13 protein-coding genes are annotated in these 16,245 nt (G+C 71.4%); 10 read left to right on the forward strand and 3 right to left on the reverse strand.

Annotated features, from left to right (window positions below):
- The first annotated feature begins 20 nt into the window (after nucleotides 1-20).
- The 3 genes from VZL07_RS19560 to VZL07_RS19570 are packed head-to-tail and all read left to right on the forward strand — an operon-like array spanning nucleotide 21 to nucleotide 3,437.
- Nucleotides 21-1,541 carry an oligosaccharide flippase family protein gene (locus VZL07_RS19560; RefSeq protein WP_426757125.1) on the forward strand — a complete coding sequence of 507 codons (1,521 nt, stop codon included), beginning with the start codon at nucleotides 21-23 and terminating at the stop codon, nucleotides 1,539-1,541.
- Nucleotides 1,542-1,560: 19 nt separating this feature from the next.
- Nucleotides 1,561-2,511, forward strand: a complete 951-nt coding sequence (locus tag VZL07_RS19565) for a glycosyltransferase family 2 protein (RefSeq protein ID WP_426757126.1) — start codon at nucleotides 1,561-1,563, stop codon at nucleotides 2,509-2,511.
- Nucleotides 2,512-2,522: 11 nt separating this feature from the next.
- Entirely contained in the window at nucleotides 2,523-3,437 is a 915-nt protein-coding gene (locus VZL07_RS19570; RefSeq protein WP_426757128.1) for a glycosyltransferase family 2 protein, read from the forward strand.
- Between the two features lie 10 nt (nucleotides 3,438-3,447).
- Here the strand turns inward: VZL07_RS19570 and VZL07_RS19575 are convergent, their stop codons facing one another.
- A complete protein-coding gene (locus tag VZL07_RS19575) occupies nucleotides 3,448-3,981 on the reverse strand; it encodes a DUF2780 domain-containing protein (protein ID WP_426757129.1) in 534 nt (177 codons plus the stop codon).
- A gap of 153 nt (nucleotides 3,982-4,134) precedes the next feature.
- On the opposite strand from VZL07_RS19575, the gene VZL07_RS19580 reads away from it, so the two are divergent.
- Both VZL07_RS19580 and VZL07_RS19585 read left to right on the forward strand, forming a co-directional pair.
- Nucleotides 4,135-5,160, forward strand: a complete 1,026-nt coding sequence (locus tag VZL07_RS19580) for an ROK family protein (RefSeq protein ID WP_426757130.1) — start codon at nucleotides 4,135-4,137, stop codon at nucleotides 5,158-5,160.
- Nucleotides 5,161-5,315: 155 nt separating this feature from the next.
- Nucleotides 5,316-7,217 (forward strand): LTA synthase family protein, encoded by a 1,902-nt coding sequence (locus VZL07_RS19585; protein WP_426757131.1) that lies wholly within the window; start codon nucleotides 5,316-5,318, stop codon nucleotides 7,215-7,217.
- On the opposite strand, the gene VZL07_RS19590 is transcribed toward VZL07_RS19585, so the two are convergent.
- The gene (locus VZL07_RS19590) at nucleotides 7,171-8,280 is read right to left on the reverse strand and encodes an acyltransferase family protein (RefSeq protein ID WP_426757132.1); all 1,110 of its coding nucleotides are present in this window, start codon (nucleotides 8,278-8,280) and stop codon (nucleotides 7,171-7,173) included. The genes VZL07_RS19585 and VZL07_RS19590 overlap by 47 nt on opposite strands.
- A gap of 346 nt (nucleotides 8,281-8,626) precedes the next feature.
- Here VZL07_RS19590 and VZL07_RS19595 point away from each other — a divergent pair, with 346 nt between their 5' ends.
- The 4 genes from VZL07_RS19595 (at nucleotide 8,627) to VZL07_RS19610 (ending at nucleotide 12,139) form a co-directional block, all read left to right on the forward strand.
- Complete coding sequence (locus VZL07_RS19595) at nucleotides 8,627-8,893, forward strand: glycosyltransferase (RefSeq protein WP_426757133.1); 267 nt, start codon at nucleotides 8,627-8,629, stop codon at nucleotides 8,891-8,893.
- A gap of 133 nt (nucleotides 8,894-9,026) precedes the next feature.
- Entirely contained in the window at nucleotides 9,027-10,514 is a 1,488-nt protein-coding gene (locus VZL07_RS19600) for an MraY family glycosyltransferase (protein WP_426757134.1), read from the forward strand.
- A complete protein-coding gene (locus VZL07_RS19605) occupies nucleotides 10,514-11,578 on the forward strand; it encodes a nucleotidyltransferase family protein (RefSeq protein ID WP_426757135.1) in 1,065 nt (354 codons plus the stop codon). Before VZL07_RS19600 ends, VZL07_RS19605 begins: the two co-directional genes overlap by 1 nt.
- Before the next feature lie 126 nt (nucleotides 11,579-11,704).
- The gene (locus VZL07_RS19610) at nucleotides 11,705-12,139 is read left to right on the forward strand and encodes a YciI family protein (protein WP_426757136.1); all 435 of its coding nucleotides are present in this window, start codon (nucleotides 11,705-11,707) and stop codon (nucleotides 12,137-12,139) included.
- A gap of 76 nt (nucleotides 12,140-12,215) precedes the next feature.
- Here VZL07_RS19610 and VZL07_RS19615 read toward each other — a convergent pair whose 3' ends face one another.
- Nucleotides 12,216-14,978 carry an FG-GAP-like repeat-containing protein gene (locus tag VZL07_RS19615; protein ID WP_426757138.1) on the reverse strand — a complete coding sequence of 921 codons (2,763 nt, stop codon included), beginning with the start codon at nucleotides 14,976-14,978 and terminating at the stop codon, nucleotides 12,216-12,218.
- A 203-nt stretch (nucleotides 14,979-15,181) separates the two neighbouring features.
- Here VZL07_RS19615 and VZL07_RS19620 point away from each other — a divergent pair, with 203 nt between their 5' ends.
- Nucleotides 15,182-16,156 carry a nucleotidyltransferase family protein gene (locus VZL07_RS19620; RefSeq protein ID WP_426757139.1) on the forward strand — a complete coding sequence of 325 codons (975 nt, stop codon included), beginning with the start codon at nucleotides 15,182-15,184 and terminating at the stop codon, nucleotides 16,154-16,156.
- Nucleotides 16,157-16,245 lie beyond the last annotated feature (89 nt).

Below are 16,245 nucleotides of genomic sequence, written 5' to 3' on the forward strand. Positions count from 1 at the left end.
GGAGCGGGCCGCCCAGGACCATGAACGCGACCGCCGCTCCCGAAGCCACCGCCGTCGAAGTCAAGGCGCGTGCCCTGAAGGGCATGTTCGTCCTGGCGCTCCGCACGGTGGCGTCCCAGGGCCTGCGCGTGGTGAGCGCGCTGTTCCTGTCCCGGCTGCTCTTCCCGTCCGACTACGGTCTGTTCGGCATCGTGTCCTACGCGGCCTCGCTGGGCGTGTTCCTGGGGGACCTGGGCCTGAGCGCGGCGCTGGTGCGCCAGCCGCACGAGCCGACGCGAGACGAGACGTTCACCATCTTCTGGTGCCATCAGGCGCTCACCGCCGTGGTGGTGGCCACGGTCTGCCTGCTGGCCCCCCACCTCACACGCGGCTACGCGCTGGGAGACGGCGCGGTGCCCATGGTGTGGGCGCTGGCGCTGGGGCTGTTCCTGTCCTCGCTGCGCGTGATTCCGTTGATGGCGCTGGAGCGCCAGCTGGCCTTCCCCGTCATCGCCCGGGCCGAGCTGGTCGAGAACGTGGCGCAGGTCATCACCACCATCTCCCTGGCGGCGCTCGGCCTTGGCGCGTGGGCGCTGGCGCTGGGCGGGCTGGTGCGCGGCGGGGTGGGGCTGGCGTGCATCGCGTGGGCGTCGCCCTGGCGCCCCCGGGGCCGCTTCCGGGTGGACGTGCTCAAGCGGCTCCTGGGCTTCGGGCTGGCGTTCCAGCTCCCGCCGCTGGTGGCGGCGCTGGTGGCGGGATGGGTGCCGCTGGTGGTGGGGCACGTGCTGGGCAAGGAGGCGGTGGGCCTGGTCAACTGGGCCTGGGCGCTGGCCTCCACGCCGATGATGCTGAGCGTGGTGCTCAACCGCGTGGCGTTCCCCGCCTACTGCCGCCTCCAGGACGACCCGCTGGGCTTCGCCGAGTACCTGCGCACCTCGCTGCGCCGGCTGTCCGCGGTGCTGCTGCTCGCCATTCCCCTGGCCGTCCTCGCGGTGCCGGTGGCGGTGCCCCTCTTCTTCGGCGCGCGCTGGCTGCCCGCCGTGGTGCTGGTGCAGTGGTTCAGCATGGAGTGCATCCTCACGACGCTGGTGGGGCTGCTCGCCACGGCGCAGAACGCGGGCGGCAGGCCCTGGGAGCGGCTGGCGGTCGTCATTGGCGTGGGCGTGGCGAAGTGGGGGCTGGGCACGTGGGCGATTCAGCGCTTCGGCCTCGTGGGAATCGGGCCCGCGGGCGTGCTGGTGGGGCTGGGCGAGGTGTGGGTGACGGCCTGGCTGGTGGAGCGGCTCAACCCGGCGATGCGGGGGCTGGCGCGGCAGGTGGTGGAGCCCTTCGTCACCCTGGGGCTGGTGCTGCTGGGCGCGTGTGTGGCCGCGCAGCGCCTGGTGCCGGAGGGCGCGGGGGTCCAGGCGCTGGTGGGCGCGGGGGTGTTCATCGGCCTGGTGTCCGTGCGCGAGCGGCTCCCGGGAACGCTGCCACTCCTGGGCGAGCTGAGGCACATTCTCGAGTTCATCCGGGCACGGAGGGCCGGAAGGCCCGCTCCGGCGAGCCCGGCATCGACGTGAGCGGAACGCGGAGGCCCCGATGAAGAAGCCCGACCTGGTCATCTCCATCGTCAATCACAGCAACCCGGAGTTGCTGCACGACTGCCTGCGCACGCTGCACGCGACGACGCGCGACATCACCTTCGAGGTGTGGATTGTCGACAACGCCACCGGCGGCCGCGGCGTGGACGCCATGCGGCGCGACTTCCCGCAGGTGCGCTGGCTCTTCAACACGGAGCGCAAGGGCTTCTCCGCCAACCACAACCAGGTGCTGCGCCAGGCCCGCGGCCGGCACTTCTGCATCTTCAACGACGACACCATCGTCCACGAGGGCGCGTTCGACGCGCTGGTCCGCTTCATGGACGAGAACCCGCGCGTGGGCATGGCGGGCGCGCGGCTGCTGAACGCGGACGGCACCATCCAGAACTGCACCTTCCGGTCCATGTCGCTGGCCGGCCAGCTCTTCGACCTCGTGTTCCTGCCGCGCCCCCTGCACTTCCTCAAGGAGAGGGCCATCGACCCGGCGCAGTACGGCCACGAGGAGGCCCGGGTGAGCTGGGTGCTGGGGGCCTGCATCGTGGTGCGCGAGGAGGCGCTCGCGGAGGTGGGGCTCCTGGACGAGCAGATGTCCCCGCTGGGCAACACGGAGGACACCGACTGGTGCGAGCGGGCCTGGAAGGCGGGCTGGGAGGTGGCCTTCTGCCCGGAGGCGGTGATTACGCACCTGACGAGCCGCTCGTTCCGCCCCTCCGACAGGGGGCCGGACAAGGTGCGCATCGAGCTGTGGCGCACGCGGCTGGCGTACTTCCGCAAGCACCATGGCCGGCTGCACGAGGCCGCCATGCGGGCCATCCTGGTGGGCACGCTGCCTTACAACTCGGCGGTGCTGACGCAGACGCTGCTGCGCGGGCGCATGAGTCTGGCGGAGTACCGCAGGCAGCTGTCCACCTTCTTGGGCATCTCGCAGATGGGCCTGAGCGCCCGCGTGTGAGGACGCCGCGCATGCCTTTCTTCTCCGTCGTCATTCCCACGTACAACCGGGCGCGGCTGCTGGAGGCGGCGCTCGACTCCGTGTTCGCGCAGGAGGAGCGGGACTTCGAGGTGCTCGTGGTGGATGACGGCTCCACCGACGACACGCTGGAGAGGTTGGGCCGCCTTGGCGACAGGGTGCGGGTGTTGAAGCAGCGCAACGCGGGGCCGGGCGTGGCTCGCAACCTGGGCATCCAGGAGGCACGGGGCGAGTACGTGGCCTTCCTCGATAGCGACGACCTGTGGTTCCCGTGGACGCTCGCCACGTACCGACAGGTGCTCCAGGAGGCGGAAACATCGGTGGTGATGGGCGCGTCGGTGCGCTTCTCGCGGCTTCAGTCGCTGGTGGAGCTGGCGCGCGAGCCACTCCACGTGCTGCGCTTCGCGGACTACCTGGCGAGCGCGGGGGACCGGACGCCTCGCACCGCGTGTGTGCTCGCGGTGCGCACGGAGGCGCTGCGGCGCGTGGGCGGCTTCACCTCTCAGCGAATCAGTGGCGAGGACTACGACCTGCTGTACCGGCTGGGCACGGAGCCGGGCTTCGCCTGGGTCCGCGCGCCCGTGGTGGTGGGCTACCGGCTGCAGCCAGGGTCGGAGTCCACGGGGCTGGAGGCGAACTACCGGGGCACGGTGTACCAATTGGAGCAGGAGCGCCAGGGGCGCTACCCCGGTGGCGCCGCCCGCAGGCATGAGCGGTTGGACCTGCTGCTCTACAGCCTGCGTCACGTGTCGCGGTGGCTGCTGTCGCAGCGCCGGGAAGACCTGGCGCTGGACCTGTTCCTGCGTGGGTTGCCGCTCCACTTCGAGGTGCCGCGCTGGCGCTACGTGCTGGGCTTCCCTCCGTGGGCGCTCGCCACCACGCTGCGCCAGCGCGTCCTGGGGCGCTGACGGCGCGCGCTCAGCGCCCGCCGCCCATCAGTCCACCCAGCAGGCCTCCCAGGCCCCCGCTGCCGGGCGTATGGCCACCGCCGCCCGCGCCGCTCAGCAGCGGCACCGCGGAGAGGATGCGGCCCACGAGCGCCGGGTCCAGACGCGACTTGAGGAAGTTGAGCAGGAGGGGCGCCACCAGGGAGGCCTTGCTCGCGTCGATGTTGAAGCGGCCCAGCAGGGACACGACGGCGGCCACGTCACCGGCCTGTCCCAGCGCGCTCATCATGCCGCCGGTGCCGCCCTCCTGGCCGGACATGAGGCCGCCCAGGGCGCCCATCAGTCCGCCTCCCGCGTCCGGCGCCGTCTGGGGCGCGGACGTCGTGCTGGGCGCCCGCTGCCAGCCGTCCATCTCCGGAATCGCCTGTCCCATCTGGCTGGCGGCGTCGGGCCCCAGCTTCTCCTTCACGGTGCCCTGCACCAGCTTCAGCAGCGAGCCCGCCAGTCCCTGCGCCTGCGTCCCATCCACTCCGAGCTGCTGAGACAGCTGTCCGATGAGGTCCATCCCTTGCTCCTTTCGTGTCCGGCGTCCAAGCGTTGCACACGGACAGGCCGGCCGCTCCCTTGCCCTGCCGTCGTGCTCGCCCCCCCAGGTACGGACTGCGCATCTTCGCCCGGAGGCTCGGAAGACATGCCCACTCACGGCCGGAGGCGCCAGATGCGGGAGTCGAACGCGGCGGAAGCGGGACGCAGGAGGCCGGCGGACCGTGTCGCCCTGGAGTGCTGGGGCGGTGTCGACCTGGGCGGCACGAAGATCGAGGCCGTGGTGGTGGACCGGGCCGGCGAGGTCCTGGGGAAGATGCGTCAGCCCACCCCCGCCGAGGGCGGGCCCGACGAGGTGGTCCAGGCGATTCACGAGACGCTGGAGGGGGCGGCGAGTGCCGCGGGGCTGACGCCGCGCCAGCTCGCGGGCGTGGGCGTGGGGGCTCCTGGCGCGGTGAACGTCAACGAAGGCACCCTGGGCCATGTCAGCAACGTGGGCCGGGGCTGGACGACGCCGTACCCGGTGGCGGGGGACCTGGGCGCGCGCGTGGGGCGTCCGGTGGTGCTGGGCAATGACGTCCAGGTCGCGGTGGCCGCGGAGTACCGGCTCGGCGCGGGGCGTCCCTACCGCTCGCTGCTGGGCGTCTGGTGGGGAACGGGCGTGGGCGGCGGCCTGGTCCTGGACGGCGTGCCCTGGCGGGGCCGTGGCGCGGCGGGCGAGGTGGGCCACATGGTGGTGAAGCCGGGCGGCGCCCGGTGTGGCTGCGGCCGGCGCGGCTGCCTGGAGGCCTACGCGGGCCGCGCGTCGATGGAGCGCAGGGCGCACAAGGCGGCGCGCAAGGGCGAGGAGACGGTCCTCTTCGAGTTGATGCGGAAGAAGGGACGCTCCCGGCTGACGAGCAGCATCTGGGCCCGGGCCCTGTCGCTGGAGGACGCGCTGGCCACGTGGCTCATCGACCGCGCGGTGCGGATGATGGGCGCGGGCCTGGCTTCGGCCATCAACCTGCTGGACGTGGAGGCCGTGGTGCTCGGCGGGGGACTGGGGACGCGCTTGGGGCCCGGGTTCGCGAGCCGCATCCACGCGGCCATGCGCCCACACATCTTCGTCCCCGAGCGCCAGCCGCCCGTGCACGTGGCGGAATTGGGAGAACTTTCCGGTGCCATTGGCGCCGCGCTGCTGGCCCAGCCCCGGATGACGTGAGACGGTGCGGGAGCAGGAGGCGCTCCCCCGCGCGCTCGCCCGCACACAGGGTGGCAGCCGCCGCGACTCCGACCGCAGCCGCATGGAATGCCAAGGGGCCTGTCAGGTAGTCTGCCAGCCTTCACCGTCCACGGGTCGATTGGAGGGACCTGTCGTTGGCACGCCGTTCAAGGATTCCCGAAACCCTCTTCTACCAGCAGCCACGCTCCAAGCTGTGGCCGCTGGCGGGCGTCATCCTGGTGTCGGCGCTGCTCGTCGGGGCCATGGAGCTGACCATCGCGGCCTTCTCTTCCGTGGGGCTCGAGGGCATCAGCCAGCGCAACATCTACTCCATGCTCATCAGCGTGGGCGTCATCACGACGGTGTCGAGCCTGCTGTGGGCGGCCACCAACCGGCTGGGCATCTCGCTGGCCCTGGTGGCGTCGGCGATGCTCTTCACCCTGACGCTGCACATCCGGAAGGTGCAGCTCATCGACCGGCCGCTGATGCCCTGGGACTTCCTGGAGTGGCGGCACGTGACGTCGCTGGCGCCCACGTTGCTGCCCGGCGGCGGCGCGGTCGCGGCCATCGGCTCCTGCCTGCTGCTGGTGGCCATGCTCGTCGTCATGGCGCGCGCGGTGGCGCGCGGAGAGCCCCGTCACCCGCTGCCCCGGGCCGGCCGCCGCTACCTGGCGCTGGCGTCGCTGGCGTACCTGCTGGTCATCATCTTCCAGCAGCACCTGCCCGTCCGGCGCGTCTTCAACCGCTTCGGCATCTACCACCAGGTGTGGGACCAGCGTTCCAACTACCAGGTGAACGGGCTGACGCTGATGATGCTCTGGAACTGGGAGGGGCTGCGACTGACACCGGGCAGTGAGTACTCCCAGAAGCAGGTCCATGCGGCCCTGGGCGGCAGCCCGGGCGTGGCGCCGACCGCGCCCGAGGAGCCCGTCGACATCGTCGTCTTCATGGCCGAGTCCCTGTGGGACCCGACGCAGCTGGGCGTGCCGCTCAGCGCGGACCCGCTGCCCTTCGTGCGGTCGCTCATGCAGCGCCACACCTCGGGCCACCTCATCAGCCCTGCCTTCGGGGGGGGCACGGCCAACGCCGAGTTCGAGCTGTTGACGGGCATGTCCTCGGCCTTCGCGCCAGAGGGCTCGTTCCCCTACCAGCACTACGTGCTGCGTCCCCTGGACGCGCTGCCGTCGCTGTTCCGGCGCGCCGGCTACCGCACGGTGGCCATGCACCCGTTCCACGCCTTCTACTGGAGCCGGGACGTCGTGTACCCGCTGCTGGGCTTCGACGCGTTCCAGTCGCTCACCGACTTCCCGTCGCCCCGGCTCGAAGGGCCCTGGGTGTCGGACGAGGAGGTCGTGGACCACATCCTCCAGGAGCTCGCTGACGAGCGGCAGCCGCGCTTCATCATGGCCGTGACGATGTCCACCCACGGGCCCTACAACCTGCCGCTCACGGGCGACGAGCAGATTGACGTGCTGGGCGAGAAGCTCTCGCCCGACAACCGGCTGCTCCTGAAGAGCTACGTGCACAAGCTCCGGCAGATGGACAAGGCGGTGGAGCGGCTGGTGCGCCAGCTGGAGACGCGCAAGCGCAAGACGCTGCTGGTGCTCTTCGGCGACCACCTGCCGATGCTGGGGCCGGACTACTCGACCTACCGGGAGGCGGGCTTCTTCAAGGAGCCATGGACGGACGCGCAGCGCGAGCGCATGGCCGAGGTCCCCGTCGTGCTCTGGACGAACTTCCCCGTGCCCCGGCAGGACCTCCACATGAGCATCAGCATGCTCGCCCCGCGCATCCTCGAGACGGCCGGGCTGCGGCCTCCGGGCTTCTTCGCCTTCGTCTCCGAGATGTCCAAGGTGCTGCCCGTGGTGCGCAACGACCTGGTGCGCAACGCCGAGGGCGCGTACCTGCCCGTGGACTCGCAGACCTCCGGAGAGCCCGCGCCGGGCTCCTGGGAGGACTGGATGCGGCGCTACCGGCTGCTCACGTATGACCGGCTCGCGGGCGACAACTTCAGCGCGGTCCAGGCGGCGGGGGCGGTGTCTGTGGATGCGCCGTGATGGCGGGGCGTGGAGGCCGCGCCCAGGCGGGGAGCCTGTCTTTGCGCCGCAAGGCTGGTTGTTCCACCCATCGCCATGACAGCGCGGAGAGCAGCAGTACGCAGGGGAAGGCCACCGCGGCGTTCACCCACCACGCGGTGGGGCCACCCAGCAGCGCGGTGACGGCCTGCTGCACGGGGAAGGCATAGAGGTAGAGGCCATAGGAGAGGTCCCCCCGGCGTCCGAAGTCTGCTAGCGCGCCCAGGGGCTGGAAGGCGAGGTACAGCACGACGTAGCCGCCTAGGAGGCCGGTGGCGATGCGGCAGCCCTGGCCGAGCCTCGCCGTGACGAGCCAGCCCACCACGCAGACCGCCGCGACCCAGGGACTCATCCGCACGCGCTCGCGCCAGAGGTACAGCGCCGCGCCGCCGCCGAAGTACAGGTACAGCTCCGGCCAGTAGCCCAGCCGACCAGTGACGAAGGTGGCCGTCGCCGCGCCCACGAGGCCGAGGGCCACCGTCCCCTTGCGCAGCAGGCCCGTCAGGCCCAGCGCCAGCGTCAGCAGGTAGAAGCCGACCTCGTATTTCAGCGTCCACAGCGAGCCATTGACTGTGTGGGGATAGGGATTGGCGTCGAAGACGCCGGGAAGTTGCCACTGCGGCCAGTGCAGCGTGAAGTTGCGCAGCAGGTACAGCGCGGTGTCCGGCGACGTGAAGTAATCCCGCAGAGGCAGGTGGGTGAACGCCGGCCCAAGTGCCAGCGTCGTCAGCACCAGCATCACTCCGAGCCCGGGGAAGATTCGCAGCATGCGGGCCCACGTGAAGCGCGCTGCGTCGGGCACCCGTTCCCAGCTCCGGGTGATGAGCACTCCGCTGATGACCAGGAACACCGCCACACACAGCCGGCCCAGGGACAGCTGTCCCCGGGTGAAGGACTCCAGGGGCTCCACGGTGCCCTGGCCCACGCCCAACGGAAAGGCATGGCTGAACAGCACGCCCGCCGCCGCGGCAAAGCGCAAGGCGTCCAGGTTGTTTCGGCGCGCGTCCAGGCACGCCTGTAATGTGAGGGAGGAAGCGAAAGGCATGGGCGGAGCGACCGCCGCATTCTCTCTCACTCTTCCCCCCCGAGGAAGAGCAGGGGGAAGGACGGAGTGCATGGAAGGAGTCGCTTCGCCGGCCCGGGGTTGTTTCACCGTTGCGTTGAGCCCGTATTCGCGTCCTGCTTGGCGTCCACCATCGCTGGCCCCTGGCATGGGAGCACAGAGGGCCGGCGCTCCTCCTCGACAGACGCTGGCCGCTTCAGTCATCACGACGCCTGCCCGGTGCGCCATCATCCGGCCGTGCATGGGCACTGGTATCCCTGGACGCTGACCGTACTCCTGCCGCGGGCCGTAGGATGGTCTGGCGTGGTGGCCGTCGCCACCGGGACGCGTGGGCCGCTGTGGCCTGGCGCCGGTGGCCACGCCGGTGGGCGTGGCGCCCCAGGTCATTCGTGACGGCGAGACGGGTGCGTTGGTACCCGTGGGAGACGTCGATGCACAGGTGGCGGCGCTGCGCCGGCTCGCCCAGGACCGCGCCCACCTGCTCGGATTGCGCGAGGCGGCCCAGGCGGCGGTGCGGGACATGACGTGGCAGGACGTCGCCGCGCGCACCCGGAGCCTCTACGAGAGGCTTCTCCATTCGCGGCAGCACGTCTAGAAGGCAGCCTGCCTGCTCTGGCTGGAAGTCGGGGCGGACCCAAGGGCCCATTGCTGCACAAATCTATCGCACTCCGGCGTGCATTGACGCGTGGAGCCAGCAGCCTTCACGATGGCGGAACGGTGCGCGGCTCATGATTACGCTCTTCGTCGCCTTCTTCGTCTCGCTGACGGTGGCCCTGGTGCTCACGTTGCTCGTGCGCAACCGGGCACAGGCGTGGGGGTGGCTGGACCAGGCGAACTCCAGCCGGAAGGTGCACGTGCGGCCCATTCCCCGTCTGGGCGGAGTGGGCATCGTCGGAGGCTTCTTCGCGCCGCTGTGCGCACTGTTCCTGGTGGACTCCGGGGTGGGCCACCATTTCCGCTCGCATACGGACCTGGTCGCGGGCCTGTTCCTGGGCGGCGCGGTGATTGCGGTGCTGGGCCTCTATGACGACCTGCGGGGCGCGGGGGCCCGGCTGAAGTTCGCGGTCCAGTTCGCGGTGGCGATCGGGCTGTATGCCTTGGGTTTCCGCATCGACGTCATCGCCAACCCCTTCGGACCGGAGCTGGTGCTGGGCGCGTTGAGCCTGCCCTTCACCGTGCTGTGGGTGGTGGGCGTCATCAACGCGCTCAACCTCATCGACGGGTTGGATGGGCTCGCGGGCGGCGTGGCCTTCTTCGGTGTCAGCACCAACTTCATCCTCGCGCTCTCACGCGGAGACGTCCTGCTGGCGCTGCTGATGGCCGCGCTGGCGGGAGCCATCCTCGGGTTCCTGGTGTTCAACTTCAACCCGGCCTCCATCTTCATGGGCGACACCGGCAGCATGTTCCTGGGCTTCGTGCTGGCGGCGGTGTCCATCAAGACGAGCACCAAGAGCGGCACGGCGGTGGCCATGCTGGTGCCGGTGATGGCGCTGGGCCTGCCCATCATGGACACGCTGCTGGCCATGGTGCGGCGCTCGCTGCTGGGCCGGCCCATGTTCAGCGCGGACCGGGAGCACATCCACCACCGGCTGATGAGCCAGCTGGTGCTCAGCCACCGCGCGACGGTGCTGGTGCTGTATGGCCTGTGCGGCCTCTTCACGCTGGTGGCGCTGGCGCTGAACTTCGCCAGCAGCGCGCAGAGCGCCATGCTCCTGTGCGGCATGGCGGTGCTCATCGGGCTGCTGATGCGCCGGCTGGGCTACCTGGACCTGGGCCGCGCGAAGGGAATGCAGCAGCTGCGTCAGCGCAACCTCTGGCTCCGGACGATGTCGAAGGACGTCACCCGCGCGGTGCGCGCCGCCGCGTCGCTGGAGGGCGTGTGGAGCGCGGTGCGCCCCCTGGCGGATGCCCTGGGCCTGTCGCGACAGGAGCTGCGCTTCCAGCGCACCTTCCTCGAGGGCCACTCCGACGGCATCGTCTTCGAGGCCCAGCGGCTCGCGGGCTCGGGGAGCCCGTTCGAGGTCAGCATCGCCATCCGGGATGGCGGGGAGATTTTCGGCTCGCTGCTGCTGGTGTGGCGCGATGGCCGGTCCGCCATCAACCGCGACGAGGAGCTGGCGCTGGAGCAGGTCGCGGATGCGGTGGCGGAGCGCGCGGCGCGTCTGCGGCCGCGTGCACACGCGGAGCCGGGCCGCCTGGTCGCGTTGAGGAAGTGATGCCCGACGGTGGCCCGGTCCCCGAGGGCGCGAGCGCGCTCCACGCGCTGCTGCGGGCCTGGCCGGATGCACCCGCGCGAGCGGCACCGGAAGGCGCGGAGGCGGACGGGCTGGTGCGCACGGCGGTGCGTCACGGACTGGTGGGCTTCGTGGAGCACGCGGTGTCCCGAGCCGGCTGGGCGCTGCCGGACGCGGCGCAAACGTCGCTGCGCCGGGAGTCGCTGGGGAACGCGGCGCGGGTGTTGCGAGTGAAGGCGCTGCTGCTGCGAAGCCTGGACGCGCTGGGGCCGGTGGGACAGGTGCCGGTGTTGCTCAAGGGGTACGGGCTGGCGCTGCGGCTGTACCCGGACCCGCTGCTGCGCGCCACCACGGACGTGGACCTGCTGGTGGCGCGCGCGGACGTGGGGGCCGCGGCCCAGGCCCTCTCGCGCGTGGGGCTCTCGGCGCGCCGGGACGACGGTGCCCGGCACGGCGAAGAGGACGCGCACCACCTGGAGCTCGCGGGGACCGCGGGGCTGGTGGAGCTGCATTTCCGTGCGCTCGCGGGGTGGGGCGAGGCGCTGGAAGGGGACGCGCTGCTCGCACGCGCGGAGGCGGGGTCGGTGGACGGCCGGGCCGTGCGCTGGCTGCGCCCGGAGGACGAAGCCGTGTACCTGGCGCTGCATGCGAGCAACCACGCGCTGCAGCGGCTGGCGTGGCTCTTCGACCTGAAGCTGCTGGCGCAGTCGGGCACAGGGCTGGACTGGCGGGCCGTGGTCGAGCAGGCACGGAGCACGGCCTTCCCACACGCGGCCTGGTACGCCTGGGAAGCGGCACGGCGGCTCCTGGACGCGCCGGTGCCTGACGCGGTGCTGGCGGCGTTGGCGCCGCCCCGCTGGCAGCAGGCGCTCGCTCGGCGCTTCTTCTCCGACGCGCGGCTGCTGAGGGCGTCGCTGCTGGACAGCCGGCCCGGGTGGCTGGCCGCGAAGCTGATGCTGGCGCCGCGCATGGGCTCCGTGGCGCGGTACGGCGCCCGCCGGGTGCGCAATGCCGTGCGTGCCGGGTTTCGTGAGTCAAGTCGCTGAAATAATTCGACTTTGGGGCCCCCGGGTGGACGTGTCGATTTTTCTCGGGGGCGTGTCGATCCGCGCCGGGCTGATTCGTCGCCCCTTCAAGACCGGGGAATTTCCCCCCGCCGAAAGGACGATGCGATGCGAGTCATGGTGCTTGTGAAGGCGACGAAGAACTCCGAGGCCGGGGTGATGCCCAGCGAGAAGCTGTTCGCGGACATGGGCAAGTACAACGAGGAGCTGGTGAAGGCCGGGGTCATGCTCGACGGGGACGGCCTCAAGCCCAGCAGCAGTGGCAAGCGCGTGCGGTTCTCGGGCGGCACCACGACCGTCATCGACGGTCCCTTCACCGAGACGAAGGAGCTCGTCGCCGGTTACTGGATCTGGCAGGTGAAGTCGATGGAGGAGGCCGTGGCGTGGGCGCGCCGCTGCCCGCCCCCCATGCCCGGTGAGGAGTCGGACCTGGAGATTCGTCCCTTCTTCGAGGCCGAGGACTTCGGCGCTGAGTTCACGCCGGAGCTGCGCGCGAAGGAGGACCAGCTCCGCGCCGAGCTGGAGCAGCGTCGCGGCTCCTGACACGCCGCGTGTCGAGGTGATGGGGAGGAAGCAGGGCCGTGGAGCGGGTAGCACCTCACGGCCCCTTCCTCTCACCTCATGGGCACAGCGGACTTCCCCCGAGGCCCGGGGCGCAGCCCTGGCCCACGCAGTACCTGGGCCCGCTGTCGACGGCGGGTTGCCCGGCCGAGCCGCGCGGCACCTCCACGGTGCAGCGCCCCTCGGCCTGGTTGCCGGAAGGGTCCGCGACCACGTAGTGCACCGTGTAGACGCGGCCATCCCCGGTGTCGTCACGCTCCGCGCGGAGCTGGACGGACGTGGCATTCACCCGCACGTCGATGTCGTCGCAGGTGGCGCCGTCGCAGCTGCCCGCGACGTCCTCGGACTCGTCCGACGTCACCCGGACGATGCGGCCGTACTGCTGAAGCGGGAGGTCTCCCAGGCACGCGTCCTGCGCCGGTGCCGCGCACTCCGCCAGCGTCACCGTGCGGTACTGGTGGTCCACGGGCCACAGCTGTTTGCCCAGGGACGCGCCAGGCACGGGCGCGCGGGTGTCCTTCACCGTCACGGAGAAGGCGCAGCCGCACGCGTTGCCGGAGCCGTCCACCGCGTTGCAGTCCACCACGGTCCGGCCCAGCGGGAACCGGGACCCGGTCGGCGGCGTGCAGTCCACCGTCACCGGGCCGCAGTTGTCCTCCGCCCGGGCCGTGTAGGTGGCCTGCGCTCCGCCCGCCACGCACTCCAGCACCTGCGGCGCCGGGCAGACGATGGAGGGCAGCGTCGTGTCCACCACCGTCACCTTGGCCGTGCACACCGCGCTGTCCTCGCCGTCGAAGGCCGTCAGCGTCACGGCGTGGCGCCCCAGCCCGAAGGGCCCCGGCGCCGCCTGTGTCACCGTGAAGGGCCCGGGCTGGCCGTCCGGGTCATGGCTGCCGTCATCCACGCTGGCCTGCGCCCGGCACTGCGCGTCCGCTTCCACGGTGACGTCGCGGCACTGCGCCACCGGCGGCACGTTGGCCGTGCACTCCAGCTTCAGCTGCGCGTTGCCGGCGTTGTTGTCCTCGCGGCACTCCAGCTCGCGCCCGGTGCCGGTGCCATCGTCATCCACCACCGCGAACACCAGCACCCAGCCCCCCGGAGGCGCATCGAGCGCCAGCTCCACGGCGGCCTCCGCGCCCGCCTCCAGCGCGTGCGCCACGGTGGCCACGCCCAGCAGGGGGCCGCCCTCGCCCACCGCGTCCTGGTAGAAGGCCACCTTCACGCCCGCGGAGGCCGGCGCGTCTCCCTGGTTGCGCACGCGCGCGTGCAGCCTCACCGCGTCCTCGCCCGCGCAGGTGGCCTTCACCTGGCCGACGACGAGGTCGGGTGCCGCGAAGGGCCGCACGGTGCCCGTCCCCTGGCTGTTGGTGCGGAAGGTGTTGAGCCCCGGCGCCAGCCAGTTGCTCACGGGCCGCGCGGGCAGGGTGCCGTCGTCATTCACGTTGGTGACGGAGTAGGCGTGCTGGTTCCAGATGCGGCGCGTGTTCACCCAGCCGTCCTTGCGGTCCCGGTACACGCGAACGCCGTGGAAGCCGCCGTAGCCGCAGGCCGTGTTCTGCGCGACGACGATTTCGGCGTTGCCGTCGCCGTCCACGTCCACGACCACCGGGTTCTCATAGGCGGTGCAGGAGCTGTGTGGCGTCTCGAAGCGGACCGCGCCGGTGACGCCGTCGTAGATGCGCAGCGCCGTCTCGTCGGCGTAGACGACCTCGGCGCGGCCGTCGCCCTCGAAGTCGAAGGTGGATGAACCCGTGCGGTTGGAGCTGTGGTCCTGCGTGGGGCTCAGCCACTTCACGGCGCCGTCCGCCTCGAAGACGGCGTAGTGGGACGCGCCCGCCACGCCAATCTCCGGCTTCCCGTCACCGTCGAAGTCCGCGATGTTGGGCGGCCCACCCACGCCGCCGCCCAGGTGTGGCACCGTCCACTTCACCCGGCAGTCCGCGTCCATCAACGAGACGTGGCCGTTCCAGACCACCACCACCTCCCCCTCGGGGTCGGCGTCGAGGTTGCCCACGCCCGACAGGCCGTGGCCCAGCTCCTCGGCCTTGCACTGGAGCGTGCCGTCATGCCGATAGATGGCGCGGCCGTTCACCACCTCCTGGAGCCCGTCGCCATCCAGGTCCACGGCGAAGGCAATGGGACCGGAGTCATTGGGCGGGCTCCCGACGCCGTCGCTCCCCACCCAGCGGAGCGTGCCGGTGCTGTCGTAGACGTGGTTGCCGGCGATGATTTCCACCGCGCCGTCCCCGTCCAGGTCGGCCAGGGACACGCCGCCCCAGTCGAGCGGGGGGCCGTCCGCGCGGAACTTGAAGACGCCGGTGTGCTCGAAGCAGAGGATGCCCCGGGCGCTCTCGGGCACGGTACACAGCTCCACCTTCCCGTCGCCGTCGAGGTCTCCGGCCGCCACGGTCGCCGAGCCGCGCGTGCGGTAGGCGGGGTCCGTCACCGCCCACAGGTCCGAGCCGTCCGCGCCGCTGATGGCGCGCAGCACGCCGCCTGTCTTGAAGTTCCAGCCCTCGAAGCTGTTGAAGACGACGTCGGGGGTGCCGTCTCCGTTGACGTCCACCACCACGGGCGTCGTCTGCACGTTGGTGTGCGTGGGCATCAGGGGGCTGGCCGTCCACGCCCACTCCACCTCGGGCTCGAAGTGGGGCTCGAAGGGCGGGCGCACCTCGCACCGCGCCTCTGAGCCGACGGCGGTGCTGTTGTCATGTGCCGGGGGTTCCTCGGGTGCCGTCGTGCTGGTGCACGCGGCCCACCCGAGCGCTCCGAGCGTGAGCCACCGGGCCGGACGCCCGTCCGACCATCCTCGCTGCGCCATGCCGCCTCCTGGAATGCCTGCCCGGCCCGCGACGTGCCGGGCGGCCCAGGTATTCACTCGGTCCAGTTCGGCGACCCACCCCGCGAGGCCGGCCAGTGTCACCTGGTCATCCCTGGCGCCCGGGAATGACGGGTGCTCCACACATGGCGTGACGTCATGCGGGCGTTGCAGGCCATGCGCCTGGACCGTTAAAGGGGGGCACCATGTCCGCCGCCAGTCTGCTCGACACCTTCCGCGTGCTCTCCTCGTTCGACCCGCCGCGAGGCGCGCTGCGAGGAGCGCCCTGGGAGGCGTACGTGGACTGGGCCGTCGTCCAGGGCCTGGCGCCGCTGGCGGCCTACAACCTGGAGTACCGGCTGGGCGCGGGCAACGCGCCGGAGTGGGCGCGGGACAGGCTGCTGAGCATCTATCAGGGCTCCGTCAACGACAACGTGATGAAGCTCGTCAACTTCAAGCGCATCGTGGGCGCGCTGGAGGGACGCAGGCTGGTGCTCATGGGGGCCGCGGCCTTCGCGGACTCGCTCTATCCCCACGTGGGCTTCCGGCCCGTGCCGGAGCTCCAGATGCTGATGAAGCGCCTGGACGTGGAGGGCTTCGCCGGCTTCCTCTCCAACCACGAGTTCGCCCCGGAGCCCGACACCGAGAGCAGCGGCGCCACGAAGGTGGTGTCCGACGGGCGCACCGTCATCCTGCTCTATTCGGACGTGCTGGGGCCCCAGCGCCGCGAGCAGGCGGCGGGCATCCTCGAGCGCGCGAAGCCGATGCGTGTCTACGGCCCCTCCGTCTTCCGCCCGGACCTGGAGGACGCGGTGCTGCTGGCGGCGCTGGAGCACGCGCGCCACGGGTACGCGGTGCCGTGGGTGTCCTTCATCGACCTGCGCGAGCTCGTCACCGGCGCGAAGTGGATGGGCGGCGTGTACTCGCGTCCGCTGGACGTGCCGGCGCTGCTGGCCCGGGCCGCGGACTGGCGGCTGGAGCGGGCCCTCTACACGTCCCTGTCGATTGTCACGCGGCTGTTTCCGGAAGCCGCCGCGGAGGCCACCGCCGCGATGCCGCCGCTGCGCCGGGCGACGCGGGAGCTGCTGGAGCGCACGGTGGTGGGTCCTGTGTGCACCCCTGGAAGGACCTCGGCCCTCAAGGGCATGGAGCGGGTGCGCCGCCTGCTCACGGGTCAGTAAGGCTGGCTGCTCGCCGGCCGTGTCCGGTGGCGGGGACGGGCTTCCTTTCGGACTCCCTCCCGGCGTATGAGTCCCGTACGAGACATTCA

It is taken from the genome of Pseudomyxococcus flavus (genome assembly GCF_050038885.1).
In the GTDB taxonomy this organism is placed as follows: Bacteria; Myxococcota; Myxococcia; order Myxococcales; family Myxococcaceae; genus Myxococcus; species Myxococcus flavus.

Coding starts and splice junctions, on each gene's coding strand:
- VZL07_RS19560 (WP_426757125.1), top strand. CDS start 21: ATGAACGCGACCGCCGCTCCCGAAGCCACCGCCGTCGAAGTCAAGGCG.
- VZL07_RS19565 (WP_426757126.1), top strand. CDS start 1,561: ATGAAGAAGCCCGACCTGGTCATCTCCATCGTCAATCACAGCAACCCG.
- VZL07_RS19570 (WP_426757128.1), top strand. CDS start 2,523: ATGCCTTTCTTCTCCGTCGTCATTCCCACGTACAACCGGGCGCGGCTG.
- VZL07_RS19575 (WP_426757129.1), bottom strand. CDS start 3,981: ATGGACCTCATCGGACAGCTGTCTCAGCAGCTCGGAGTGGATGGGACG.
- VZL07_RS19580 (WP_426757130.1), top strand. CDS start 4,135: ATGCGGGAGTCGAACGCGGCGGAAGCGGGACGCAGGAGGCCGGCGGAC.
- VZL07_RS19590 (WP_426757132.1), bottom strand. CDS start 8,280: ATGCCTTTCGCTTCCTCCCTCACATTACAGGCGTGCCTGGACGCGCGC.
- VZL07_RS19600 (WP_426757134.1), top strand. CDS start 9,027: ATGATTACGCTCTTCGTCGCCTTCTTCGTCTCGCTGACGGTGGCCCTG.
- VZL07_RS19605 (WP_426757135.1), top strand. CDS start 10,514: ATGCCCGACGGTGGCCCGGTCCCCGAGGGCGCGAGCGCGCTCCACGCG.
- VZL07_RS19610 (WP_426757136.1), top strand. CDS start 11,705: ATGCGAGTCATGGTGCTTGTGAAGGCGACGAAGAACTCCGAGGCCGGG.
- VZL07_RS19615 (WP_426757138.1), bottom strand. CDS start 14,978: ATGGCGCAGCGAGGATGGTCGGACGGGCGTCCGGCCCGGTGGCTCACG.
- VZL07_RS19620 (WP_426757139.1), top strand. CDS start 15,182: ATGTCCGCCGCCAGTCTGCTCGACACCTTCCGCGTGCTCTCCTCGTTC.